Source organism: Oceanobacillus alkalisoli, from assembly GCF_022213125.1.
In the GTDB taxonomy this organism is placed as follows: Bacteria; Bacillota; Bacilli; order Bacillales; family Amphibacillaceae; genus Oceanobacillus; species Oceanobacillus alkalisoli.
Window position 1 is genome coordinate 134,671 of record NZ_JAKNRA010000007.1, and the last position, 26,025, is coordinate 160,695.

Here is a 26,025-nt window from a genome sequence, read left to right on the forward strand (position 1 = left end):
AACCTGCCGCATCTTTTTTTGAGCACACCTCTTGCAATATATGAAAAATGTAGTATACTTATCATTAGTAACTGAATAATCGATTCTAATCTTCGGGGCAGGGTGCAATTCCCGACCGGCGGTGAGGAGTATATACGTATTCTAAGTCCGCGAACCATAATTTGAATTCTTATGGTTGATCTGGTGTAATTCCAGAACCGACAGTTACAGTCTGGATGGGAGAAGATGTCGAGCCAAATCAAGGTGCGTTTTTATGTACCTTCATTTACTCTTGTATTCCCAAACCCTAAAGCCCCATTTATCGGCTTTAGGGTTTTTCTGTCTTGAAAGAAGTTTTAAGACGCTGGGAAAGAAATAAGAGTTGTCAAAGAGGCAAGGCCATCCTTCATCACGAGTTAGAATCGGTTAGGAAAAGATGAAGGAGGAAATGAAGATGCAAAATTCTGCAAAGCAATCTTCAAAGTTATTAAAACTCATTATTTTAGCACTACTGGGTACAATCGCTCTCGTTTTATTTTTCTTGAACTTCCCGCTGCCGTTCCTGCCACCGTATTTAAAAATTGACTTTAGTGATGTGCCGGCATTGATGGCCTCGCTTATATTTTCACCACTCGCTGGTGTCGCTGTCGTTCTGATTAAGAACGTACTTTATTTTGCGGTATCTGGTGCAGGAGACCCAATCGGTGTTCTAGCTAATTTCCTTGCAGGTGTCATGTTTGTCCTACCAGTATCACTGATCTATCACAAGTTCCGTAAAGGCGTGAAATCGATCGTTTCCGGCTTAGTTACAGGAACAATTGTGATGGCAGTTGGAATGTCTGTATTAAATTACTATGTTATTTTGCCTGCTTATGCATGGTTCATGGGATGGGATATGGGTGAGCAAATGGTATGGGGCGCCGTACTTGTTGGGGTGTTTCCATTTAACTTGCTGAAAGGAATTATTGTCGGCATGTTATTTGTTCCCGTGTTTATAAAAATGCGCAGTTGGATTGAACAGAAGCAAACCAATTTAGCTGCATAATATAACAGAAAAGGTTCATCTCAATCGTGGAGATGGACTTTTTTTATGTCTTTGGGAAATAAGATAGTATCCCTTAGCAAATACCGGGATGATTCTTTTGTTGTGAATGATACAATAACTCCTGTATTACGTGGAGGCATCACAAGTGAATACCAAGAAGTGGACGTAGTGCCTGCATTTTATGAAGAGATTCTGCCCGGTAAAGAAAGAACCACTGATCTTATTTTTTCACGCATTAACGGACTGTAATACTCCGACTGAAAGAATTTTCACTTTATAACAGATACCTTATTGTAAGAAGATGGAATAGTGGAATTTAAATTCGAACTACCTCTTAATAACTAAAAAGAAATAGTGGGTAAAGTCATTGCTGAATGACTTTACCCACTATTTTAGAGTGTTTCTTTATTCTTCTTCCCCCACAAGCGTTTTTGCTGTTGGTATGGCATCAAGTCGTTCTTCCGGTATCGGTTTTTGTGATACTACACTCATACCGTACGTTTTATTATCAATTCGTTCCAGTGCATCATCAATCGCTCGTAATCGCTCCTGGTGAACGAGTTCCATTCCAGCATCGCGCTCCTGTTCAAACTGTTCTGTGCCCATGTCAGCTGGGTGATTGCCATAATCAGACAGTTCACGAATCGAGTCGTTCGGTGATTCATTAGTAGATTGATTGGAAAGCTTTTCTGTTTCCGTTTTTAATTCGAGCAAGCGCTCACGGAAATAAGCTAATTTATCATCAGAAAGATAGGTTTTCATCAAAATCGCTCCTTTGCATTCAGGCAAAAATATTTAAGCAGTGACAAGCACGCTTATGCAAATGCTGCAATGACAAGGGATATTCCAAGCAGGAAGCCATAGATGGTGTTCGTTTTTCCGGTTGCAATCATGGCTGGCATCATTTCGAGCGGTTCGGTTTTCCCGCGGAAGTTTTTAATGACTGCTACGGCTTTCGGTATGCTAAAGAAAGTGATCAGTGTCCAAATTGGTAAAAGACCTGCCATAATTAAACCTAGTGTCCATCCGTAGGCGATGATAAACAATACAGCGAGTAAGGTAATTGCTTTTTCTCTGCCAACCAGTACAGCGATCGTCTTTCTTCCACCAAGTTTATCTCCGTCACGGTCACGAATATTATTAGACAAATTGATGCTCCCGATAAAAATGGTAACTGGAATCGATATCCAAATGACTTCACTCGTCATTGTAAGTGTCTGGATGAAATACGTGATGCCGATAATGACGGTTCCCATTAGGACACCGGAAAACAACTCACCAAATGGTGTATAAGATATTGGAATAGGTCCTCCAGTATATAAGTAACCGATTGCCATACATATTAAACCGATGACGGCGATCCACCAACTGGATTCCATACAAATATAAACGCCAAGAATAACAGCAATTCCATAAAACGAAACAGCTAGATTACGGATTGTTCTAGGCTCCACACCATCCCGGACAATCGTTCCGCCTATTCCGACAGATTCTTCTGTATCTAAACCGAGTTTGTAATCATAGTATTCATTAAACATATTTGTCGCAGCCTGAATTAATAAGGACGCTACGAGCATGGCGAGAAATAAGGTCCAGTTGATGGTTCCATCATGATAAGCAAGCATCGTACCGACGAATACAGGGATAAACGATGCTGTAAGTGTGTGCGGACGCATCAAGCGCCACCAGACGTCAAAGCCTGATTTTTCGTTCAATGCCTCTTTGATTGAATTTTTATTAACCGTATCCATAAATCTTCCCCCTCCACGCTATCCTATTAATCTTATGAAAATAAAGGACAAGTGTCAATTTCTTTTATTATCCTCCATATCTCCTGCTATGTTCCATTTTCTTGGCTTAATTATCAAAAAACGGTCCTTTTCTTGAGAAAGTGATGAAAAGAGCATAAAATGGTTATAGGTGTTTTTTAGTGGTATTTATCGGAGGTATAGTTATGATCGATATTCAAATGAAAGAGCTTGAAGAAAAAATAGCAGCCGTAAAGAATTCCATCGGCCCAAATGAATCATCCAAGCTTTTCAGTTTGACGAAGAAAATAGAAAATAAAGACCCTCTCCTTATATTTGAGGGGGCGAAGCAGTTTGTTAAAGACCGCTTTTATTGGATGAATCCGAATCGCACCCTAGCAATAACTGGAGTTGGCAGTGTGCAAACGTTAATAGCTGAAGAGAATCGTTTTCAGGAAACAGAGGATTTATGGAAGCAAGCGTTAGAGCATACTTGGATTGATAATCCTTACTCGACGGTGCCGGCAACAGGGTTTGTCGCTTTCGGTGGGATGGATTTTGATCCACTTGAAGTAAAAACAGAGCTTTGGAAGAAGTTTGAATTAAGCAAATTCTATATACCGGAACTGATGTGGACGACTTATCAATCACACAGTTATGTGACGGTGAATATACTTATCCATAAAGAAGAGACAATAGAAGAAGCAGCAACAAGAATCCGTAAAAACACAGAGCAGTTTGCAGCAGGAAAATCCTTCGGTGGACAGCCGATTAGGATAAGAAAAAATCAGGTCATTGCACCGGAAAAATGGAAAGAAACCGTTAAGGAAGCAACAAAGGAAATGAAAGAAAAGCGGGCAGAAAAAATTGTCCTCGCTCGGGAAGTCCGTCTAACATTTACAGAAGAAGTTAATATTACGCAAGTCCTTGAAGAACTGCATCATACACAGGCAAACAGTTACATCTTCGCATTCGAAAGTGAAGGGGACTGTTTTATTGGTGCGACTCCAGAACGGATGGTTAAAGTAGAAAAGAATCAGTTACTTTCAACCTGTCTAGCAGGAACAGCTCCACGTGGAAAGACAAAAGCGGAGGACGAGCAGATCGGTTATGAACTGCTGCATGATAAGAAGAATCGGGATGAACATGAATTTGTCGTAAAAATGATTAAAGAAGCCATACTAAAAACCTGTACAGACGTCAATATTCCGAGCAAACCGGTACTTCATCCGTTAAAAAACTTACAACATTTGTATACACCGGTCACTGGAAGATTGAAAGAATCGTATTCCATATTCGACGTGATTAAAGATTTGCACCCGACACCTGCGCTTGGTGGTACGCCAACAGAAGAATCGTTAGCTTATATACGGGAACATGAACTGCTTGACCGAGGATGGTACGGTGCACCGATCGGTTGGATAGATAGTAACCAAAATGGCGAGTTTGCGGTAGCGATCCGTTGTGGTTTGATACAAGCGGACGCGGCCTCTTTATTTGCTGGCTGCGGAGTTTTAGCTGATTCCGATCCGGAAATGGAATTTGAAGAGACGAGAATTAAAATGCTGCCGATGCTACATGTGCTGGGAGGAAAGCAGGAATGAACTATATAGAAATATTAACAAGATATACTGCCAATTTTGTCGATGAAATGAATGAAAACGGAATCCAGCATGTTGTTATTTCTCCTGGATCCCGGTCAACACCGTTAGCACTCGCCTTTTCGGAACATGAAGCGATAAAGGAATGGATCGTTATTGATGAACGCTCGGCGGCATTTTTCGCGCTCGGACTTGCGAAGCAGACGAAAGCAGCGGTAGCATTAGTTTGTACGTCAGGTACTGCGGCGGCGAATTACTATCCGGCAATTGTCGAGGCGCATTATAGCCGTGTTCCACTTGTTGTCATGACGGCGGATCGTCCCCATGAGTTAAGAGACGTGGGAGCGCCACAAGCAATTGACCAATTTCATTTGTATGGCAACTATGTAAAATGGTTCCAGGAAATGGCCCTTCCAGAAGTTGAAAATGGGATGCTTCGTTACGTAAGACAAAAGGCAGCACGATCGGTCTACATGGCGTGTGAAGGGAACCCGGGGCCGGTTCATTTGAATTTCCCATTCCGTGAACCACTTGCGCTTGATTTTTCTCTAGAAGGGATTTGGGAATATGATGGAATGACTGAACAGGCAACCCTCCTCCCGCTTGATGGAAAAAAACAGCTGACAGAAAAGCAGCTCGAAGCATTCGTCAGCCGGTTGGAAGGGATGCGGAATGGACTGATCGTCTGCGGACCGCAAGCAGATGATGAACAATTCCCAGAGCAAATAGTTGCCCTTGCCCAGAAGTGGCAGTTGCCGGTACTCGCTGACCCGCTCTCCGGGTTGCGAAGCGGGTCTCATCATAAAACAAATATCATCGAAACGTATGACGCACTACTCAAGGATAAAGCAATCCGTGACCGGATGAAGCCTGATTTTATTATCCGTTTTGGTGCTATGCCTGTCTCAAAAGCTTATTTATTTTTCATGAAAGAAAATGAAACGACTCCGCAATTCATTATAGAAAATCATTCCGGCTACAGAGAACCGACAGGCAATGTTACGGAATTCATCTTTGCTGATCCGAGTGCATTTTGTGAAGGATTGCTTGCGTTTCGGCAGCCAGCTTTTTCAGAGGATTGGTTGCATGATTGGCAAGCGATGAATGAGGTAGCGAGAAATCATTTCCTTTTTGGCAGGGAAGAAAAAATAACGGAAGGTGAAGCGATTCGGGGATTGCGTGAAGTCATACCTGAAGAGAGTACCCTTTATGTCGGAAACAGCATGGCTGTTCGAGATGTCGATACCTTTTTCTTAAGCGATGAGAAAGAGATTTCGATTCTTGCAAACCGAGGGGCAAACGGGATTGATGGAATGGTTTCGAGTGGAGTCGGGGCGGCAGCTGCTGGGAAGCGTGTGACACTCGTATTAGGTGATTTATCATTCTTCCATGATATGAATGGGCTGCATGCAGCCAAGCATTATGAACTTGATATTACAATTTTACTCATAAATAATAATGGTGGCGGAATTTTTTCATTCCTTTCTCAAGCAGAAAATCCAAAGCATTTTGAAGCATTATTTGGAACGCCTCTACATTTAGATTTTGCAAAAGCAGCTGAACTTTATGAGGCGAATTATTTCACACCTGAAACAGAAGAAGAATTGAAAGAAGTATTGCAAGTAAGTTATGAAAAGAAAGGTTTGTCAATTGTTGAAGTGAAAACGGACCGGGAAGAGAATGTGAAGTGGCACCGTGAGAAGTGGCAGGCAATTGCAGACGAAATTTTAGCAGAATAGGATGGTTTTAATTGTATTTTTCAGTAGAAAATATGAATTATTGGTACGAGATTCATGGAGAAGGGGTACCAGTCGTTCTTCTTCATGGCTTCACAGGTAGCACGTTAACATGGGATAAAATTGTGACACATCCGGATGGGATGCAATTGATTACGGTTGATTTACCGGGCCATGGCTGGACGAAGGGGACGTCAAGAATAACGATGGAGTCCTGTATTGATGATTTACACAAATTATTTCAACATCTTGAATTAGAAAAGTTTTTCCTTGTTGGCTATTCGATGGGGGGAAGAACTGCTTTAACTTATACGGTGAGGTATCCGCAATCTATTCAAGGGCTAGTTTTGGAAAGTGCTTCTCCCGGCCTCCGAGATATAACGAACAGGAAGAAACGAGCGGTAGGAGACGAAGAGCTTGCAGAGCGACTTGAGGAAGAAGGAATCGAACCATTCGTCGATTACTGGGAGAATATGCCGCTGTTCTCTACGCAGAAACAGTTGCCGGAAGAAACGCAGGCAGCAATACGCGCGGAGAGGATGTCCCAATCAGAAAAAGGTCTTGCTGATTCACTAAGAGGTATGGGAATTGGAAGTCAGCCATCCAACTGGGGTGCGTTAGAAAATGTAACGGTTCCAGTTAAGCTTCTTGCAGGAGAAGTGGATGAGAAGTTCGTAAAAATCAATCAAGAAATGGCTGGAATTTTACCTTATGCAGATTTAGAAATTTTCCAAGGGTGCGGCCATGCGTTACATATTGAGCAGCCAGAGCATTTTCGACAAGCCTTACTCGAATTTGCAAAATTGCATACATCATGAGAAAATTAATCAAGTGAGTTTTTTGGCAGAAAGATAAGTATAAATTCTTTCTTACTGCATAAGTGCAACGAAGGCATTCGCCGAAAAAAGTTTGGCGAATGTCAAGCTTTGTAATAGAATAAGGGAGGAACAAGGTTTGACTGTACAATGGGTAGAAGCTAAAAAATATGAAGAAATCATTTATGAAAAATATAATGGTATTGCTAAAGTGACGATTAATCGTCCAGAGAAGCGAAACGCATTTACACCGCTTACTGTTAATGAGATGATTGATGCCTTTTCAGATGCGCGCGATGATTCATCGATTGGTGTTATCGTTTTAACTGGTCAAGGGGAAAAAGCATTTTGCTCTGGTGGTGACCAATCGGTACGCGGACACGGCGGGTATGTTGGTGGAGACGAAATCCCTCGTTTGAACGTGCTCGATTTACAACGTCTTATTCGTACGATACCGAAACCGGTAATCGCAATGGTGGCAGGTTATGCTATTGGTGGTGGACATGTACTTCATGTCGTTTGTGATTTAACAATTGCAGCAGATAATGCGATTTTTGGTCAAACTGGTCCAAAAGTTGGAAGCTTTGATGCAGGCTACGGAGCAGGTTACTTAGCACGTCATATCGGACATAAACGTGCGCGTGAAATTTGGTTCCTCTGCCGTCAATACAACGCCCAAGAAGCATTTGATATGGGTCTTGTCAATACGGTCGTACCTTATGAGAAATTGGAAGAAGAAACAATCCAGTGGTGTGAAGAAATCTTGGAGAAATCCCCAACTGCGCTCCGTTTCTTGAAGGCATCATTTAATGCGGATACCGACGGCCTTGCTGGTCTACAACAGTTAGGCGGAGATGCAACATTACTTTATTATACAACAGATGAAGCAAAAGAAGGCCGCGATGCATTTAAAGAAAAAAGAAAACCGGACTTCAAAAAGTTCCCACGCTTCCCGTAAAACCAAAACCTTTGCTCCCACAGCAGAGGTTTTCTTTTTGAGTGGGACGTGGGGTCAGAGCATTTGTCCCGGTTGAGAGCGGGATGTGAGGTCGGAGCACTTGTCCCAGTCTAAAGTGGGATATGGTGGTCAGTGCAACTGTCCCACTTCGTCAGTAGTAAAAAAGCAATGATGCAAATGATGAAAGGAACCTATATAAATGTCTGAAATTATTCCACATTGGCTTTCCAAACGAGCGAATTTATCGCCTGAGAATACGGCACTTGAATTAGTGGACGGCAGTAATATTACTTTTCTTGAATTACATAAGAAAAGTGTACAAATGGCAAATAAAATAGCCGCTCTCGGCGTTGCAAAAGGTACACATCTTGGGATACTATCAGCCAACAATTTAAATATGGTCTATATACTTCATGCTGTCAGTTACCTCGGAGCTGTCGGTGTACTTCTGAATACAAGGCTGAGTGATGATGAAATAAATTATCAACTGCAAGATGCTGAAGTGAGTATCCTTATTACGGATGAAGAAAATTCCAATCGGCAGCTTCAAGTGAACGAAAGCTATTCGTATGATGAAGTCAATAAGCAAACAGAAGTGCAAACAGTATTGCAAAAAGAATTAAATCTAGCACAGCCATTTACAATAATTTACACCTCTGGCACCACAGGTTTTCCAAAAGGTGTCGTTCATACGTATGGCAACCATTGGTGGAGCGCTATTTCCTCTGCACTCAATTTAGGTCTTGAGAAAAACGATAAATGGTTAATTTCTCTGCCGCTTTTTCATGTAAGTGGACTGTCCACCTTGATGAAAAGCGTAATGTATGGAATGCCGATCTACTTAATGAAGAAATTTGATGTGGACCTCGTTCACGATGCAATTATGCGAAAAGAGGTGACCATCGTTTCGGTTGTAACTTTAATGATGCAGCGCCTTATGGAAAAATTGAATTCAGAAAGTTACCCTCGTACATTGCGTTGTTTTCTTTTAGGAGGTGGCCCAGCTCCAAAAATATTATTGGAGAAAGCAAAAGATAAAAACATACCGGTTTTCCAAAGTTATGGAATGACAGAAACGACATCACAAATTGCAACGCTATCTGCTCAAGATGCGTTAGATAAAATTGGCTCAGCTGGTAAGCCGCTCTTGCCTGCTGAACTGGAAATTAAGAATCCGGGTATAGATGGGGTCGGCGAAATTATCGTGAAAGGGCCAATGGTAACTGAAGGTTATTACAAAAATGAAGCTGCCAATGAGCAGACGCTAGTGAATGGATGGCTTCATACCGGAGATCTTGGTTATCTCGATGATGCTGGTTATCTTTATGTTGTCGATCGCCGAACAGATCTGATTATTTCCGGCGGAGAAAATATTTATCCATCTGAAATTGAAAATGCTCTTGTAAAACTTCCTGAGATTGAAGAAGCTGGTGTAATTGGAGTCGCTGATGAGACATGGGGAGAAGTTCCGGTTGCTTATGTTGTTTTGAATGAGCCTGTTTCGGAAACAGATATTTTATTAAACTTAGGCAAACAGCTGGCTAAATATAAATTGCCGAAAGAAATCATTTTTATTAAGGAAATGCCGAGAAATGCGTCGAATAAATTAGTTAGAAATAAATTAAAGGATATAACATAAAAAAACAGTTAAAGCTTCCGCTAAGAATAGTGGGAGCTTATTTTTTGAGACAAGTGCACTGACCCCATGTCCCAGTCAATAAATGGTTTAAATTTTTTATTATAAGGAAAACAGTTAGTACAAGTAGAGGAGGGTTATGGAAGATGAATGAGTTTTTTGATCAGTATTTTTCAGCAAGTTTTATGCATAGTTTAATGAATTTCTTAATCGCTTTAGTCGTTCTAGTCGTTGGATGGCTTATTGCTAAGGCGATTGGGAAAACGGTGGAGAAAGCACTTCATAAGACGAATTGGGATGAAAAAGTGTTCAAGCGGTATCAGGTGGAAGGGGAAGCGACATCAGATGACAGGAAGAAAATCGACACAAACGAGATAATCGGTAAGATTGTTTACTACTTCCTGTTGTTGATTGTTATTATCCTTTTCTTGAATATGCTTAGTCTCACCATTCTCGCAGGTCCATTATCAAATCTTGTAGCTACTTTATTATCGATTATTCCTGCGATTTTAAAAGCAGTACTTATCTTTGCTGTAGCTTGGGCGATTGGATTCATTGTTCAATGGTTAATTGCAGAGGGAACAAAGAAATTTAATCTCACCCGCCTGTTTTATAAAATGAAAGTCGCCAAGACAGAAGAAGAAATCCAAGGGTATATGCGCACAATCGGTAAAGTAGCATTTTATCTTATCTTACTCTTGTTCTTGCCAGCGATATTAAATGCATTAAACATTACAGGGGTAGCGGAACCATTTACAAATCTGCTGCATTCCATACTCGCATTTATTCCGAAACTGGCGGCTGCAGTATTAACTTTCGCTGTTGGTTGGTTCGTAGCTAAAATTACAAAAACAATTGTCACGAACCTTTTACAAAGTGTCGGCTCTGAAAAACTCGTAAGCCGCTTCAATCTTACAAAACTGTTTGAAGGAACGACCTTAGCAGGATTCGTCGGGAATCTTGTCTTTATTCTCATCCTCATTCCAGTTACAATTGCAGCACTCGAGCAACTGGAAATTGCCGGTATCACTGATCCAGCAATCAGCATGCTTGATAAAGCAGTTAGCATGATTCCGAATATAGCTGTAGCAATCGTACTGATACTTGTCGGTGTCTGGTTAGGGAAATTTATTGGCAAGTTTGTCCGTGATTTCTTAGGAAACATTGGATTTAACCGGATCACGGAGCAAATGGATGTAAATGAAAGGAAGATGTCCGGGAAGCTCGCACCAGCAGCTCTTGTCGGCTATATCGTCCAAGTATTAATCGTCTTCTTTATGACGATTCAAGCCTTCCATGTTTTGCAGTTAGACTTCCTAGTAGGTATTGCAACTGCTGTCACTGCGTATTTACCAATGGTTCTTGCTGCAGTTCTTACACTTGGGGTAGCGTTGATTTTAGCGAATATCGTGGAAAAAGTCTTGAAAAATATTTTATCTGGACCGGCAGCTCGAACGCTTGCTCTCTTTGCTAAAATAACGATCATCACAATAGCCGTATTCATGGCACTGACACAACTTGGTATAGCTCCTTCGATTGTAAACGCGGCGTTTATACTGATTCTTGGCGGATTGTCACTTGCATTCGGTTTAGCATTTGGTTTAGGTGGAAAAGATTTCGCAGCTAAATACTTGAAGAAATTTGATAATACAATCGAAGACACAACGATTAAAGAAGAGGGAAAACGAAACAATGAATAATTTTGAAAAGGAAAATCAAATGATTCGGTTGGCTTTCGTACATGCATTTTCTTTAAAAAGGTAAACTAATAAAAAGGAGGATGACATCATGAAGGAGAAATATTACGTGAACATCGCAGAAGGTGGTATTTCTCAGGAAACTGAAGCCACCAACGCGACGTTTGGGATTTATGCAGATAATGGTGAGATTGGCAAGTTAAGGGAGAAAATGACGAATATGGACGATGCGAATAATGGAAGCTATATTCGGGCGCACAGTCCTTTTTTTCCTCAAGATGAATCACCCGAAAATGCTCGGTATGATAATAACCTAAAGGATCTGTATGCACTCCTCTATGAGCTTGGTGATGAGGAGACGAAAGCACATATCGAGTCCATCGGTATTCTGAACGAACCAGGTGATAATTTAGTTTAAGAAGAAAGTGGGGGAGGACCTCACTTTCTTTTTTACATATGGTACAATGAAGCAACCTAAGGAAATAAAAAAGACGAATAAGCGGAATTATTAATACATCAAAGGTCGTGTTTTTGTTTGATTACATTTAGTGATTTTTATAATAATAAGGTGCAGTTATCCTTTCAAGATCATCCTTTTTCCAAAGATCCGAAGCATGTTTTAGTCATCTGCAGACACCGAGGAAAGTGGCTGCTAACAAAGCATAAAGAACGAGGACTGGAATTTCCAGGAGGAAAAGTTGAACCTGGAGAAATCGCAAATGATGCTGCTGTAAGAGAAGTGATGGAAGAAACTGGTGGAGTCGTTACCAAGCTCCATTATATTGGACAATATTTTGTAGATGGTAAGAAGGATTATGTCATAAAAAATCTTTATTTTGCCGAAGTGAATGAATTAAAAGAGCAACCAACCTACTATGAAACAGATGGTCCAGTATTATTGCTGGAAATCCCTGAGAATGTCAGATTTAACTCATCCTACAGTTTTATTATGAAGGACCGGATCATTGAACATGGGATTGGATATATCACAAAGAATTTTTAATAAGATTAGGCTGGGAAATAACGATTCTGATATGAATTAAATCCGAACAAAACTGCTAACCAGCTCCGGGAATATACGGAGACTTCTGCAGGAAGAAAGGCATCGGTGAGCCCCCGTAGCAGGCTTGCCCGTGAGGAGGATCACCAGCCGCCTGCGGAAAGCGAAGTATATTCCCGGAGCGGTGTCGATGCTCTTTATTATGATTAATTCGGATTTATATCCATGCTAAGAAATTATGTCCCAGTCTTATTTTGTATGCTTCATCAGCCAGGCCTCAAGCTTTTCTACTCCTTTATACATTAATGCTGCTAGGATCGCGATGATAACAAGACTCGCCATTACTAATGAAAAGTCAAACACTTGGAAACCATAAATAATTAAATATCCGAGCCCTTGCTTGGAAACAAGATACTCTCCAACAATAACACCCACCCAGGATAAACCGACATTCACTTTCAGCGTAGAAATCATCACTGGCAGTGACGCGGGGAAAATTGCTTCTTTGAAGATCTGTGATTGATTTGCCCCAAAACTGCGCAGTACCATTGTGTAATTCCGATCAACTTCTAGAAATGCCCGGTAGACGACTAAGGTTGTGACAATAACTGATATAATAAACCCCATTGCGATAATCGATAAATACCCGGGACCAAGGGCAACAATAAGGATTGGTCCAAGAGCAACTTTCGGCATCGCATTAAAAATGACTAAATATGGGTCCATAATATTTGCAAATCGGTTAGAGTACCATAATGAAGTGGCGATTAACACACCGCCAATAGTCCCGATGAGAAAGCCGAGCAATGTTTCAAATAATGTAACCGATACATGGACAAATAGACTGCCGTTCGCAATTCGTGTTAGAATTAAATCAAAAATCTTGGAGGGGGAACTGAATAATAACGGATCGATAATGTACAGGCGGCTGCTAATTTCCCAACAGAGGAAAAAAATAACGGCAATACCTACTTGCCAGGTTAAGACAATTTTTCTCTCTTTTTTCAGTCCTTTTTGATACGCTTCGTATAATTGTTCATCTTTTAGAGGTTTCATATTCCTTCACCTGATTTTTCTTTTTTCTCTAACTCTTGCCAAATCGTATCGAATATTGGTTGAAATGCATCATGCTTTCGTGCAACTATGGGAGATTCTGCCCGTAATTCCGTTGGCACATCATAAATTTTTACGATTCTGCCGGGGTTTGCCTCCATCATGATGATTCGGTCACTCATTGCAATCGCTTCTCCAATGTCGTGGGTTACAAGAATCGTTGTTTTCTCATATTGATTAAGAATTGTTGCAACAAGATCTTCCAATTTCAATTTTGTCTGAAAGTCAAGGGAGGAGAACGGTTCATCCAGCAGGAATATTTCTGGATTGTTCATCAGTGTTCGAACGAGTGCAGCACGTTGTCTCATGCCCCCGGATAATTCAGTCGGGTATTGGTTTTTTACGTTCGATAGTCCAACCTCTTGAAGCAAAACATTTGCCCGATCCTCTATCGCTTCGTCTTCGCGTTTTTGAATTTTTGGTCCAAGTAACACATTCTGTAAAACCGTTTTCCAAGGAAATAGATAATCTTGCTGCAGCATATAGCCGATTTCTTCTTTGCTTTCTTTGATTGGAACCTCGTGAATAAAGATATCTCCAGAGGTATGCTGAAGTAACCGGGCGATAATGGAGAGGATCGTTGACTTACCGCAGCCACTTGGTCCAAGGATGGAAATGAATTCTCCTCGTTCTAACGAAAAGCTAATATCTTCCAGTGCTTTCGTGTAACCATTTTTGGAAAAATAATGATGGCTGATACCGGCAAGTTTTAAAATCGTCATAAATATCCCTCCTATTCATTTATCACTTCTTCTGCAATATCTGTATTTACCAACTCTTCATGGGGAGCATCAATTGGGAGTTCACCAGCTTCATCCATAATCGTTTTTAAATTCTCCCATTCTTCTTCATCTAAATATGGATCATTTGCGAAAGAATCCTGATTTTTATAGCGTTCAATCGATGAGGCGAGAATGTCTTGGTCGGTATCTTCAAAATAAGGGGCAATCACTTCAGCAATCGTTTCGGCATCGTTTTCTTCCACCCATTGCTGAGCGCGATAAATTGCTCGAGTAAACTTCTTCACGGTGTCTTCATTTTCTTCCAGGAAGCTTTCTTGTGTCATAAAGACGGTATATGGGACCTTGCCGGATTCTTCACCGAATGATGTAATAATATGTCCTTGGCCTTCTTGTTCAAAGACACTTGCCGTTGGTTCGAATAATTGCACGAATTCATAGTTGCCAGACTGGAAAGCGCTCGGAATATTGGCGTAATCAATACTTTGATCCAAGATGAGATCATTGTGCGGATCAATGTCATGCTTTTTCAATACAAATTCTCCAACCATCTGTGGCATACCACCAACACGCTGGCCAAGAAATTCTTTCCCTTTCATATCATCCCAGCTGAAATCCGGATAAGCTTCTTTTGCAACAAGGAACGTCCCGTCTGTTTGTGTGAGCTGGGCGAAGTTTACGGCATAGTCACGAGAGTCTTGTGCATAGACATAGATTGATGTTTCCGACCCGACTAGGGCAATATCGGCACCACCGGATAAAAGAGCAGTCATCGTCGTATCCCCACCCCAAGTCGTTTGCAGTTCAACATCCAATCCTTCTTCTTCAAAAAAACCTTGTTCCAGTGCTACATATTGAGGTGCGTAAAAAAGGGAACGTGTAACCTCAGCAAGATTAATTTTTACTGTTTCTGATTGGCAGGCAGTAATGAAAAACAGGAAGCCGAGCAAAAGTAAACCTTTTATTATTATTTTCATATTGTCCGACCCTTTCGCATGATAGTAGGTAGTCAACTACATTCTATGCCTGCGCGGTGGAATTGTGCAGAAGACAATGGGTAGAAGAATAAAAAAACATCCGATTTTTATTAAAAATCGGAAGTTCAGCAAAGTAACTATTAATGAAATTTATTCTGGTGTAACCGTCCAAACTCCCACATCAAAACTTCAGGTCTTTCGAGGAAGGTTAGGTGGGAAGAAACATGGACTAACACGCAGTGGGATTGTAAAGAATTCCCACTGAGTGAAGTTTCACTTTTATATTTATCCTTTTGGGATGAGGATACATTGTTACCCTTTATACACGGGACCTGCTTTTTTGATTGCATCACTCACGTTTTCGAACTTCGCAAAATTCTCATGGAATTTTTTAGCAAGTGCTTTCGCCTCTTGCTCGTAAGCTGCTTTGTCCTCCCATGTATTTTTTGGGATAAGTACTTCATCAGGTACACCTGCTACGTGTACAGGAATCTGTAAGCCGAATACAGCATCGGTTATTGTTTCGATATGGTTTAATTCACCTTCTAGTGCGGCATGGATCATTGCACGTGTATAGGATAGCTTCATCCGATTTCCAACACCGTATGAACCACCAGTCCAGCCTGTATTTACGAGGAATACGTTGGAATTATACTGATCAATTTTTTGGCCAAGCATATCCGCATACTTCGCTGGTGCAAGCGGCAGGAATGGGGAGCCGAAACAAGCGGAAAAGGTTGCTTCCGGTTCTGTCACGCCTCGCTCTGTTCCTGCAAGCTTACTTGTATAACCGCTTAAGAAATGATACATTGCCTGTTCTTTCGTAAGCTTACTGATCGGCGGCAATGTTCCAGATGCGTCAGCTGTTAAGAAAATAATTGTATTCGGATGTCCAGCAACACTTGGAGTGATGATGTTATCAATATTATCCACCGGATAAGCTGCCCGAGTGTTCTCTGTCAGACTCGTGTCATCATAATCCGGTTCACTTGTTACGTTATCGATTACAACGTTCTCAAGGACAGAACCGAAACGAATCGCATTATAAATTTGTGGCTCTTTCTCTTCGGAAAGGTTCACACATTTAGCGTAGCAGCCGCCTTCAATATTAAAGACACCATTTGGACTCCAGCCGTGCTCATCATCGCCAATCAGCCTGCGGTATGGATCAGCGGAAAGTGTTGTTTTTCCAGTTCCTGAAAGGCCGAAGAACAAGGCGACATCCCCTTCTTGACCGACGTTTGCTGAGCAGTGCATCGATAGAATATCTTGCTGTGGCAGCAGGTAGTTCATGACAGAGAAGATCGACTTCTTAATTTCACCAGCATACTCTGTACCGCCAATTAATATAACACGCTTTTTGAAAGAGATGATGATGAATGTCTCGGAATTCGTACCATCTATTTTGGGATCTGCTTTAAAATGCGGAGCGGAAATAACAGTAAACTCTGCCTGATGTGTTTCTAGCTCTTCTTCTGTAGGTGTTATAAATAGTTGCCGGGCAAAAAGATTGTGCCAGGCAAATTCATTAATCACTTGAATTGGCAATCGATATTTTTCATCGGCTCCGGCAAAGCCTTGGAACTGGAATAATTCTTCCTTATCCATTAAGTAATTAACTACCTTTTCGTGTAACTTATCGAAGGAAGCTTCATCGATTGGCCGGTTCACAGCACCCCAATCTACCGTATCTTCCGTAATCTCGTCTTTTACAATAAATTTGTCTTTTGGTGAACGGCCTGTATATTTACCTGTAGTTGCAGTTACTGCCCCTGTTGAAGTTAGAACACCTTCATTCCGGTCTAACACGCTTTCCACCAGACGAGCCACTGAATAGTTTCGCTTTAAATTCCCGTTTTCCAATAGTTGATTTGTCAATGATTTCTCCACCATTTTCATTCTTATTCTCCCGCCTTTTAGAAGGTTTTGTTGAAGGAAGACTGCAAACTTCCTTATCACTTATCTTAAATCTGACATTAGTATAACACATTAAAATGAATAGTCCATACTAATTAAAAAATATTTTAAAGAAATACCGGGTATCTGTTACAGTGTGTTATTCTTTTTGTTGGAAAGCGATTGCAATATGTTGCTGTTTATTTGATTGTAACAAAGAATAAGCGGTATGGAAATAAAACTGGTAAAAAATAATGAAATATGATACGCTATTTTGCAGTAATCGATTATTAAGTAACGAATCCTTTTTAAATAAGGTTATAATAATTTCAATTCTTATTCAGAGCTGGTGGAGGGACAGACCCGGTGAAGCCCAGCAACCTCACAATTTGTGAAAGGTGCTAATCTGTTGCAAGGAATATTCCTTGAACAATAAGAGTGAAAGGCTATTGAATCCTTTCCTCATGATTGCAGGAAGGGATTTTTATTTTCATGCTTTGAATAATGGAACGAATGAAGATTGGGTTCCGTTACATATTACAAAGGAGAGAACAAGCCATATGGCTGCAAATCGTCGTTTATTTACTTCAGAATCTGTAACAGAAGGGCATCCGGATAAAATGTCGGATCAAATATCGGATGCGATATTGGATGACATTTTAAAAGAAGATCCAGATGCTCGTGTAGCATGTGAGACAGTCGTTACGACAGGAATGGTACTTGTCGCAGGGGAAATCTCAACAACAACGTATGTCGACATTCCGCAAATCGTTCGTCAAACAGTGAAGGATATCGGGTATACTCGTGCAAAATATGGATTTGACTATGAAACTTGTGCGGTCATTACTGCGATTGATGAGCAATCATCCGATATTGCTGGCGGAGTTGATAAGGCACTTGAAGCACGAGAAGGAAAAATGGAAGAAGAGATGGAAGCAATCGGTGCAGGAGATCAGGGATTAGTATTCGGTTATGCAACGAAAGAAACAGAGGAATATATGCCGCTTCCGATCAGTCTTTCCCATAAGCTTGCAAGACGCCTTGCAGATGTACGTAAAAATCGGGTATTGGATTATTTGCGCCCAGACGGGAAAACGCAAGTTACTGTTGAATATGATGAATACAATCGACCGGTTCGTGTGGATACAATTGTTGTTTCTACGCAGCATCATGAAGAAGTTACAAATGAGCAGATTGATTCTGATATTCGCGAGCATGTGATTAAACCGGTTATACCGGAAGCGCTTCTGGATGAAGACACAAAATATTTCATTAATCCATCTGGCCGTTTTGTGCTAGGCGGTCCCCAAGGGGATGTCGGATTAACGGGCCGGAAGATTATTGTGGACACGTACGGAGGTTACGCACGCCATGGTGGGGGAGCATTCAGCGGGAAGGACCCGACAAAGGTGGACCGTTCCGGTGCGTATGCAGCTCGTTATGTAGCGAAAAACATCGTAGCGGCCGACCTTGCTGGAAAATGTGAAGTACAGCTTGCCTATGCGATTGGGGTTGCAGAGCCTGTGTCCATCACAATCGATACGTTTGGAACGAGCGAATATCCGGAAGAAGTATTAGTGGAAGCTGTGCGCAAGCTTTTTGACCTGCGACCTGCTGGCTTAATCCAAATGCTTGATTTACGCAACCCGATTTACAAAAACACAGCAGCATACGGGCACTTTGGCAGAACCGATATTATTTTCCCGTGGGAGAAGCTGGATAAGGTAGAGGAACTGCAAGGAATAGTCTGTGCAAAATAAAAAGCACAAAGGCGCTTGCGCCGGACTTGTCTAGTACTAGCAACTTTAGTTAATCACTCCATTTTTATATGGAGTGAAAAAAGAGCTATTCCGTTAAATCGGGATAGCTCTTTTTGTATAAAAAAATTTATCACGCATTAACGTTCTGTAATCCCCCTACCTCTAAACATGAGGAAAGTCCAAAATGTGAAGGTGGGGGATGAAACAGTCCGTAAATCCCTGATTCTGTTCAACTAACATTCAGTGACCTCACTTCATGTTAGTATCACTTTATTTTTCACCTAAATCCGTATGTTCTTTATAGTATTGACCTTTCTCCACGTAGGATTTTCTTACTCGTTCCATTTCTTGATAGTCTGCTTCTGTAAGATCTCTTGCATATTTTGCAGGGTTTCCCATATATAAAGTGTTTGGTGGAACTTTCTTTCCGGGTGGAACTAGACTTCCCGCCGCTACAAATGCATTCTCTCCGATTTCTGCTCCGTCCAGGATAATTGCTCCCATACCGATTAAAGCATTTTTTTTAATGATGGCAGAATGTAAGGTGACTTGGTGGCCAACCGTTACATCATCTTCAATAATAAGCGTATTATCTGGACTTTGATGGAGAACAGTCAAGTCTTGGATGCTGACACGTTTGCCGATTCTTGTCGGTGCAACGTCTCCCCGGATGACGACATGAAACCAAATGCTCGACTCTTCGTCGATCGTAACATCTCCATTTATAACAGCGTTTTTTGCTACGAAGACGGAATCATGAATCTTTGGATACACCCCTTGATAATGATCAATCATACGAACACTCCTATTCCCTTATATTTTTTAAGAGCAATGTTGATAATAATGATAGTATAACAAATGGACGCGAAAACAATGAAATGATGTGGAGGAATAAGGAATGCACGTACCAAATACTGCGACTGGGTTAATACGTGAGGTTTATAACACGTTATTCCCTATCGTTGAGAAAGAACTTAAATGGTGGGAAGAGAAGGCGGCAATGATTCCAGATGAAGAACTTCGGACTCAAGCCCTTTCAAGTATCGCTTCAAAAAAATTCCATTGCCAAGGTGGTGCTGTTTTTGCATTGCTTGCAGGTGAGAAGTGCGAGAAGGATGTTCGCTTTATCATAGCCTACCAGACGATCAGTGATTACTTGGATAATCTTTGTGACCGCAGCACGTCTTTTGATCTGAAAGATTTTCGTATGCTACATGAAGCGATGAAGGATGCACTGCGTCCTGGTGTGGGTTTACGAAATTATTATACTTACTGCGAGGAGCAGGCTGATGGAGGCTATCTTGAAGCATTAGTGCGCACATGCCAGTCGGCATTAGCAAATATCGAAAACTATGAACAAATCCGAGGATAGTGTTTAGAACTCTTTTTTAATAAACTTACAAGTTAAAGGGAGTGTGAATAGATGTATGAATTAAAAATGAAAGAAAATGATCGAGATGTCTTGGAATTTATCGAGTCGGTAGATCATCCGAAGCGGCGGGAAGACGCTTATAAATTACTGGATATTTTCTCCAACGTAACTGGAGGGGAAGCGAAAATGTGGGGGGCCAAGTATTATTGGTTCCGGTTCTTACCATTATAAATACGCATCCGGCCATGAAGGCGACGCACCAATTGTCGGTTTTTCTCCAAGGAAAGCACGACTCAGCCTCTATCTCATGGTGGAGGAAGAGAAGCGGGAAGCATTGCTCGAAAACTTTGGTAAATATAAAGCTGGCAAAGCTTGTATTTGTGTAAACAAGCTTGAAGATATTGATCAAGTTATTTTGGAAGAAATGATAAAAGAAACAGTTGCATTTGTGAGCGAACGCTATAAAATTACAGGTTCTTAATAGAAACAGGTCAGCCCGAGAAGAAATCCGGCTGACCTGTTTTCTATCGATTTATTTCTTTTCAATAGCGAGTACAAATGGCGGATCGTTAATTTGATTAATGAAATCATATTTAAGGACATGGAACTTTTTCTGATCGAGTCCCGTAACATATTCAAGAAGTGCCGTTTTTTCTTCTTTCCCGCCTTCATGACCATGATAGACAACGAGGATGATGAGGCCTTTTTTCTTTAACCTGGCTAATAACTTTTCCACCGCTGGAATAGTCGAACTGCTTGTCGTGATAATCTGTTTATCACTTTTCGGTAAATAACCGAGATTAAAAATCGCTGCACTGATTTCTTCATCATTCTCTAGATAATGATCGACAAGGGCATGGCTATCTTGGATGAGTGTGACATTGGTATGTTCGGATGCCTCAAGTCTTTCCTTAGTGGAAGCAATCGCTTGTTCTTGTATATCGAATGCCAATACTTTTCCTTGTTTACCTGTAAGTTTTGCCAAGACAATCGTATCATTACCATTCCCACAGGTTGCATCAATCGCGAGGTCACCTGGAGATATCGTTTCTTCGAGTAATTCGTGGGCAAAACGCAAGACATTTTTTAACATTGTTCATACATCCTTTCTAGCATAAGAATAGAACATTTGGCTTATCTTGACAATAAACATAGGATTCTTTATAATTCGATGTAATCATTACATTAAAAAAACGTCGCATAGGATTAGTAGTAAATGCAATCATGATTAGAGAGGCAGCGGTTGGTGGAAGCTGCACATGATGTATTTATGAACTCACCTATAAGTTGCAGAGGTGAAATGAGTAACTTCTGCCGTAGATCTGCGTTAAAGATGGAAAGTGAGCATAATTGCTAATTTGGGTGGTACCGCGGGAATGTAAGCCTCTCGTCCCTTTCTTCGGGGATGAGTGGCTTTTTTTGATATAGGAAACTATAAATTAAATTGCTGTGGATTACTAAAAATGCCAGCAATCGCCACGTCCGGCTCCAGTGCCCAGCAACTAGCAAACTTCACACTCCTTCAATCGATAAAGAAGACTTGCCGAATGGTCTTTGTGAGGCTTAGCCGCACTTATACCCTTGCGGTGAAAGTCAACATCGGCTCTCTACGTTCGCCGTGTTTCCTTTATCTCCCCCTCGGAGTGCTCCAGTTTGTACGTTGCTGAACGGGCACTTCCACCTTTGTTTTAAAAATAATCAGCACCATGTTGCTTGAAGGAGGTCACGGCATGAGTTATCATCATGCGGAGATTGAAAAGAAATGGCAAGAATATTGGGATGAGCATAAAACGTTTAAAACAGATACGTATTCCGATAAAGAGAAGTTCTATGCGCTAGACATGTTCCCTTATCCGTCGGGTTCGGGACTTCACGTCGGTCATCCGGAGGGCTATACAGCGACAGATATTATTTCCCGGATGAAGAGGATGCAAGGTTACGAGGTTCTTCACCCAATGGGGTGGGATGCGTTCGGCTTGCCGGCTGAGCAATATGCCCTTGATACAGGGAATAGTCCGGCAGAGTTTACAGAAAAAAATATTGCTACATTTAAACGGCAAATTAAAGAGCTTGGTTTTTCTTATGATTGGGACAGAGAAATTAACACGACGGATCCAGACTATTATAAATGGACCCAGTGGATTTTTACAAAATTATACGAAAAAGGGCTTGCTTATATCGATGAGGTGCCAGTTAACTGGTGTCCGGCACTTGGGACGGTTCTTGCCAACGAAGAAGTAATTGACGGGAAAAGTGAGCGGGGTGGTCATCCGGTCATTCGGAAACCGATGAAGCAGTGGATGCTTCGTATTACTGCATATGCAGATCGTTTGCTTGAAGATCTCGAAGACTTGGATTGGCCGGAGAGCTTAAAAGAAATGCAGCGAAACTGGATTGGACGTTCGGAAGGTGCAGAAGTGACCTTTATGATTGATGGTCATGATAAACAATTCACTGTATTTACAACTAGGCCTGATACGTTGTTCGGTGCTACTTATGCAGTACTTGCTCCGGAACACCCTTTCGTTAAAGAGATTACGACTGCAGAACAAAAGGATGCAGTTGAAGGATATCTTCATGAGGTTGAAACGAAATCCGAATTGGAAAGAACGGATTTAGCGAAAGATAAAACCGGAGTATTTACAGGAGCTTATGCTATTAACCCGGCTAACAATAAAAAAGTACCGATCTGGGTTGCGGATTATGTATTAATGTCATACGGTACTGGGGCGATTATGGCAGTTCCAGGACATGATGAACGGGACTATGAGTTCGCTACGAAATTCGAACTTCCAATTATCGAAGTTGTGAGCGGGGGGGATATGACGAAGGAAGCATATGTTGGTGATGGTTCTCATGTCAATTCCGAATTTTTAGATGGACTTCATACCGAAGAAGCAATCAAGAAAATGATTGATTGGCTTGTTAAAAATAACAAGGGTGAGAAGAAAATCACTTACCGCCTCCGCGACTGGCTCTTTGCAAGACAGCGTTACTGGGGTGAACCAATTCCAATCATCCATTGGGAAGATGGTACAATGACAGCTGTTCCTGAGGAGGAGCTTCCATTGGAATTACCAGTTCTCAAGGAAATCAAACCATCTGGTACAGGTGAGTCTCCGTTAGCGAATGCGGAAGATTGGGTGAACGTTGTTGATCCTGAAACCGGAATGAAAGGTCGTCGTGAAACGAATACGATGCCGCAATGGGCAGGGAGCAGCTGGTATTTCTTGCGGTATATCGATCCGGATAACACAGAAGCGTTAGCAGATCCGAAGGCACTTGAAGAATGGATGCCGGTTGATTTATATATCGGAGGAGCAGAGCATGCAGTATTACACTTACTCTATGCGAGGTTCTGGCACAAGTTCTTATACGATATCGGTGTCGTACCTACGAAAGAGCCGTTCCAAAAGCTATATAACCAAGGAATGATTCTCGGTGAAGGTAATGAGAAGATGAGTAAATCGAAAGGGAATGTCGTAAACCCTGATGATATTGTTCACTCGCATGGCGCGGATACACTAAGACTATATGAAATGTTCATGGGACCACTTGATGCTTCTGTTGCTTGGTCTACTACCGGACTTGATGGTGCACGACGCTTCCTGGACCGAGTATGGCGTTTGTTCATTAATGAGGATGGAAGTTTGACAGATAAAATTACAGAAGGAACAAATGAGAAATTAGATAAGGTTTATCATGAAACAGTTAAAAAAGTCACCATAGATTATGATAATCTGCATTTTAATACAGCGATTTCCCAATTAATGGTATTTACGAATGAGGCTTATAAAGTCGACCAGATTCCGAAAGAGTATGCGGAAGGCTTTGTTAAATTACTATCTCCGATTGCACCCCATATGGGAGAAGAACTCTGGGATAGATTAGGTAACGCTGGTACGATAACGTACGAGGCATGGCCAGCATTTGATGAGCGTAAACTTGTAGAGGATGAAATCGAAATCGTTCTGCAGGTAATGGGTAAAGTCCGTTCGAAAGCAAATGTATCAAGAGATATTTCAAAAGATGAACTTGAGAAATTAGCATTGGCAGACGAAAAAATCCAAGAATGGACTCAAGGGAAGACAGTACGAAAAGTAATTGTTGTCCCTGGTAAGCTAGTTAATATTGTTGCTAATTGAATGAATTTCATAATTACCAAAGTCGGCTTTCCCATCACCATATGTAGTTGGGAACGAACCAACTCAACTACATATGGTGATGGTGAAGCATTAAATACGTATTATGAAATTCATTAAATTAATAGATAAAAAAGCTTTCTCTTCCTAAATTGAAAAGGAGAGAAAGCTTTTTGTTATTTAATGATGACTTCACCTTGCCAGTCGAGCATTCCACCTGTCATGTTAGAAACGTCAAAACCTTTTTCTTTCATATATAATGCCGCGTTCATACTTCTACCGCCCGAGCGGCATATTAAAATATATTCTTTCGATTGATCAAGTGAACCAATGGCTTCAGGAATTTGTTTCAAAGGGATATGAGTTGCCCCTTCTATTATTCCGTTTGCAACTTCCTCATCTTCTCTTACATCGATAAGAACGACATCTTGCTCTTTTTGCATGACCTTTTCTACTTCCGTTGTGCTTATTTCTTTAATATGATCCATTAAAATTATCCTTTCTATATTAACAAATTCAATTCACGCTTTATTTTACTGTCTTCATGCATAGGTTGCAATCAAGATACACAAGCTAACAAATGACAATATATGAAAAGAGGAATCCATATGCGATTGTTTATTTATTTTTTTATCGTGTCGATTATGATTTTTCAACCCCTTGAAGCAGCGGCAAGTGAAGTTGAACCAGTTCTCATCTCGACATATGAAGAGGATGTGACTGGGGATGGCAAGCTTGATGCAATTAAGCTATACGGCGTTCATTTTAGTCCGGATTCCGTATATTATAAAGATATTTTTGCGATTATCACAACTGAGACCGAAGAATGGCGAATTGATTATCAAGGTGGGTATGACCCAACTATTCAGTTTATCGACTTGAATCACGATAATGTTCCAGATATTTTCTATCAAAGCCCAACAGGGGGAAGCGGTGGGTTGTACACATCGAAACTAGATACACTTGCCCGCAATGAATTGGAATCAATCCCTTTACCGGAACAAGATTATATAAAAGGATATTTTGAAGATGGATTTCAGGCAGTCATAGAGATTGCGCCAAATACGAAACCTATTATACTTGATGTACAGGATAGGAAGGATGATTACATCAGACTTGGAATATTTGACAAAGAAGGCAGGCTGCTTCAAGAAACACCACTCATGATCGACCCAATCGCTTTTTTTGAACCTGTTGAAATTAGTGATCGTAATGGATATGGATTGAAAAGTTTTAAACAAATAAGCGGAGCGTATCACGCTGATCAATTAGGTGTAGTTGAGACACTTTGGTATTACGAAGATGGTAAGTGGATAGCGTTAAAGACCGATTGGAAAGGTACTGATGAATACGATGCTGCTAAATTCTATTAAAAAACATGTATGATCATGTAAGAAAATGCGTTTTTATCGTTGACAACTATCGAATGCCATGCTATGATATAAATCCAAGGTTAATTTCTTGTAAATATTTATTAACAAATAAAAATAAGTGTTGACACAAAATGATGTTTTGTGTTACATTTAGAAAGTCGCCTTTTTGGTGGGTGAATTTGCTCTTTGAAAACTGAACAAAACAACCAGTATGAAAAAGAGGTAAGAAGTAAAACGTTGGATTAATCTAACGAAAGCTTTTTATCCCTGAATCAATTTTTGAAACTAAGAATAGATGACGGTGTCATCTATCACAAACACTTTTATGGAGAGTTTGATCTTGGCTCAGGACGAACGCTGGCGGCGTGCCTAATACATGCAAGTCGAGCGCGTGAAACATTTCAGATCTCTTCGGAGTGACGAATTGTGGATCGAGC

22 protein-coding genes, 1 rRNA gene, 1 pseudogene, 2 riboswitches and 1 other annotated feature are annotated in these 26,025 nt (G+C 41.0%); of the genes and pseudogenes, 15 read left to right on the top strand and 9 right to left on the bottom strand.

Translation table 11 applies throughout. The annotated features are described in order from the left end of the window. Window positions 1-84: 84 nt before the first annotated feature. Window positions 85-231, top strand: a riboswitch (FMN riboswitch). Window positions 232-433: 202 nt separating this feature from the next. Then, window positions 434-1,024, top strand: coding sequence for an ECF transporter S component (locus tag L3V42_RS10765; protein ID WP_235762606.1), 591 nt, complete (start codon window positions 434-436; stop codon window positions 1,022-1,024). A 405-nt stretch (window positions 1,025-1,429) separates the two neighbouring features. Here L3V42_RS10765 and L3V42_RS10770 read toward each other — a convergent pair whose 3' ends face one another. Next, on the bottom strand, window positions 1,430-1,786 hold the full coding sequence (locus L3V42_RS10770) for a TraR/DksA C4-type zinc finger protein (RefSeq protein WP_235762607.1): 357 nt from the start codon (window positions 1,784-1,786) through the stop codon (window positions 1,430-1,432). A 53-nt stretch (window positions 1,787-1,839) separates the two neighbouring features. Next, window positions 1,840-2,775: a 1,4-dihydroxy-2-naphthoate polyprenyltransferase gene (locus L3V42_RS10775; RefSeq protein WP_235762608.1), complete on the bottom strand. Its 936-nt coding sequence runs from the start codon at window positions 2,773-2,775 to the stop codon at window positions 1,840-1,842. 203 nt (window positions 2,776-2,978) lie between these two features. On the opposite strand from L3V42_RS10775, the gene L3V42_RS10780 reads away from it, so the two are divergent. The 8 genes from L3V42_RS10780 to ytkD all read left to right on the top strand — a co-directional run bounded on the left by L3V42_RS10780 (window position 2,979) and on the right by ytkD (window position 12,218). Next, window positions 2,979-4,376, top strand: a complete 1,398-nt coding sequence (locus L3V42_RS10780) for an isochorismate synthase (RefSeq protein WP_235762609.1) — start codon at window positions 2,979-2,981, stop codon at window positions 4,374-4,376. Then, on the top strand, window positions 4,373-6,112 hold the full coding sequence (menD, locus tag L3V42_RS10785) for a 2-succinyl-5-enolpyruvyl-6-hydroxy-3-cyclohexene-1-carboxylic-acid synthase (RefSeq protein ID WP_235762610.1): 1,740 nt from the start codon (window positions 4,373-4,375) through the stop codon (window positions 6,110-6,112). The genes L3V42_RS10780 and menD overlap by 4 nt, the downstream gene beginning before the upstream one ends. 11 nt (window positions 6,113-6,123) lie before the next feature. Further along, the gene (gene menH, locus L3V42_RS10790; protein ID WP_235762611.1) at window positions 6,124-6,927 is read left to right on the top strand and encodes a 2-succinyl-6-hydroxy-2,4-cyclohexadiene-1-carboxylate synthase; all 804 of its coding nucleotides are present in this window, start codon (window positions 6,124-6,126) and stop codon (window positions 6,925-6,927) included. Between the two features lie 136 nt (window positions 6,928-7,063). After that, window positions 7,064-7,882 (top strand): 1,4-dihydroxy-2-naphthoyl-CoA synthase, encoded by an 819-nt coding sequence (gene menB, locus L3V42_RS10795; RefSeq protein ID WP_235762612.1) that lies wholly within the window; start codon window positions 7,064-7,066, stop codon window positions 7,880-7,882. A gap of 199 nt (window positions 7,883-8,081) precedes the next feature. Next, window positions 8,082-9,521, top strand: coding sequence for an o-succinylbenzoate--CoA ligase (locus L3V42_RS10800; RefSeq protein WP_235762613.1), 1,440 nt, complete (start codon window positions 8,082-8,084; stop codon window positions 9,519-9,521). A gap of 143 nt (window positions 9,522-9,664) precedes the next feature. Continuing rightward, window positions 9,665-11,218, top strand: a complete 1,554-nt coding sequence (locus tag L3V42_RS10805; RefSeq protein WP_238471972.1) for a mechanosensitive ion channel — start codon at window positions 9,665-9,667, stop codon at window positions 11,216-11,218. Window positions 11,219-11,306: 88 nt separating this feature from the next. Further along, complete coding sequence (locus L3V42_RS10810; RefSeq protein ID WP_235762615.1) at window positions 11,307-11,633, top strand: hydrolase; 327 nt, start codon at window positions 11,307-11,309, stop codon at window positions 11,631-11,633. A 117-nt stretch (window positions 11,634-11,750) separates the two neighbouring features. Beyond that, entirely contained in the window at window positions 11,751-12,218 is a 468-nt protein-coding gene (gene ytkD, locus L3V42_RS10815) for an RNA deprotection pyrophosphohydrolase (RefSeq protein ID WP_235762616.1), read from the top strand. A gap of 246 nt (window positions 12,219-12,464) precedes the next feature. Here the strand turns inward: ytkD and L3V42_RS10820 are convergent, their stop codons facing one another. The 4 genes from L3V42_RS10820 to pckA form a co-directional block, all read right to left on the bottom strand. Continuing rightward, a complete protein-coding gene (locus tag L3V42_RS10820) occupies window positions 12,465-13,271 on the bottom strand; it encodes an ABC transporter permease (protein WP_235762617.1) in 807 nt (268 codons plus the stop codon). Beyond that, the gene (locus L3V42_RS10825) at window positions 13,268-14,050 is read right to left on the bottom strand and encodes an ABC transporter ATP-binding protein (protein ID WP_235762618.1); all 783 of its coding nucleotides are present in this window, start codon (window positions 14,048-14,050) and stop codon (window positions 13,268-13,270) included. The genes L3V42_RS10820 and L3V42_RS10825 overlap by 4 nt, the downstream gene beginning before the upstream one ends. Before the next feature lie 11 nt (window positions 14,051-14,061). After that, window positions 14,062-15,045 (bottom strand): ABC transporter substrate-binding protein, encoded by a 984-nt coding sequence (locus tag L3V42_RS10830; RefSeq protein WP_235762619.1) that lies wholly within the window; start codon window positions 15,043-15,045, stop codon window positions 14,062-14,064. 312 nt (window positions 15,046-15,357) lie between these two features. After that, on the bottom strand, window positions 15,358-16,944 hold the full coding sequence (pckA, locus tag L3V42_RS10835; protein WP_238471973.1) for a phosphoenolpyruvate carboxykinase (ATP): 1,587 nt from the start codon (window positions 16,942-16,944) through the stop codon (window positions 15,358-15,360). Between the two features lie 330 nt (window positions 16,945-17,274). Continuing rightward, a riboswitch (SAM riboswitch) is annotated at window positions 17,275-17,380 on the top strand. 121 nt (window positions 17,381-17,501) lie between these two features. Here pckA and metK point away from each other — a divergent pair. Further along, on the top strand, window positions 17,502-18,701 hold the full coding sequence (gene metK, locus L3V42_RS10840) for a methionine adenosyltransferase (RefSeq protein ID WP_235762634.1): 1,200 nt from the start codon (window positions 17,502-17,504) through the stop codon (window positions 18,699-18,701). Window positions 18,702-18,971: 270 nt separating this feature from the next. Here the strand turns inward: metK and L3V42_RS10845 are convergent, their stop codons facing one another. Then, window positions 18,972-19,496, bottom strand: a complete 525-nt coding sequence (locus L3V42_RS10845) for a gamma carbonic anhydrase (RefSeq protein WP_235762621.1) — start codon at window positions 19,494-19,496, stop codon at window positions 18,972-18,974. Window positions 19,497-19,599: 103 nt separating this feature from the next. Between L3V42_RS10845 and L3V42_RS10850 the strand changes: the two genes are divergently transcribed. Both L3V42_RS10850 and L3V42_RS10855 read left to right on the top strand, forming a co-directional pair. Further along, window positions 19,600-20,073 (top strand): DUF2600 family protein, encoded by a 474-nt coding sequence (locus L3V42_RS10850; RefSeq protein ID WP_439651887.1) that lies wholly within the window; start codon window positions 19,600-19,602, stop codon window positions 20,071-20,073. A 51-nt stretch (window positions 20,074-20,124) separates the two neighbouring features. Then, window positions 20,125-20,554 (top strand): annotated as a pseudogene (locus L3V42_RS10855) (DUF1801 domain-containing protein). A 51-nt stretch (window positions 20,555-20,605) separates the two neighbouring features. Here the strand turns inward: L3V42_RS10855 and mnmM are convergent. After that, window positions 20,606-21,166, bottom strand: coding sequence for a tRNA 5-(aminomethyl)-2-thiouridylate-methyltransferase MnmM (gene mnmM, locus L3V42_RS10860; RefSeq protein WP_235762623.1), 561 nt, complete (start codon window positions 21,164-21,166; stop codon window positions 20,606-20,608). Between the two features lie 94 nt (window positions 21,167-21,260). Continuing rightward, window positions 21,261-21,471, top strand: a binding site (T-box leader). Between the two features lie 332 nt (window positions 21,472-21,803). On the opposite strand from mnmM, the gene leuS reads away from it, so the two are divergent. Continuing rightward, window positions 21,804-24,218 (top strand): leucine--tRNA ligase, encoded by a 2,415-nt coding sequence (gene leuS, locus L3V42_RS10865; protein ID WP_238471974.1) that lies wholly within the window; start codon window positions 21,804-21,806, stop codon window positions 24,216-24,218. A gap of 173 nt (window positions 24,219-24,391) precedes the next feature. Here leuS and L3V42_RS10870 read toward each other — a convergent pair whose 3' ends face one another. After that, on the bottom strand, window positions 24,392-24,703 hold the full coding sequence (locus L3V42_RS10870; protein ID WP_235762625.1) for a rhodanese-like domain-containing protein: 312 nt from the start codon (window positions 24,701-24,703) through the stop codon (window positions 24,392-24,394). A gap of 120 nt (window positions 24,704-24,823) precedes the next feature. Between L3V42_RS10870 and L3V42_RS10875 the strand changes: the two genes are divergently transcribed. Continuing rightward, window positions 24,824-25,588, top strand: coding sequence for a YybI family spore inner coat protein (locus tag L3V42_RS10875; protein WP_235762626.1), 765 nt, complete (start codon window positions 24,824-24,826; stop codon window positions 25,586-25,588). Window positions 25,589-25,910: 322 nt separating this feature from the next. Next, window positions 25,911-26,025 (top strand): 16S ribosomal RNA (locus L3V42_RS10880); the annotation flags it as partial.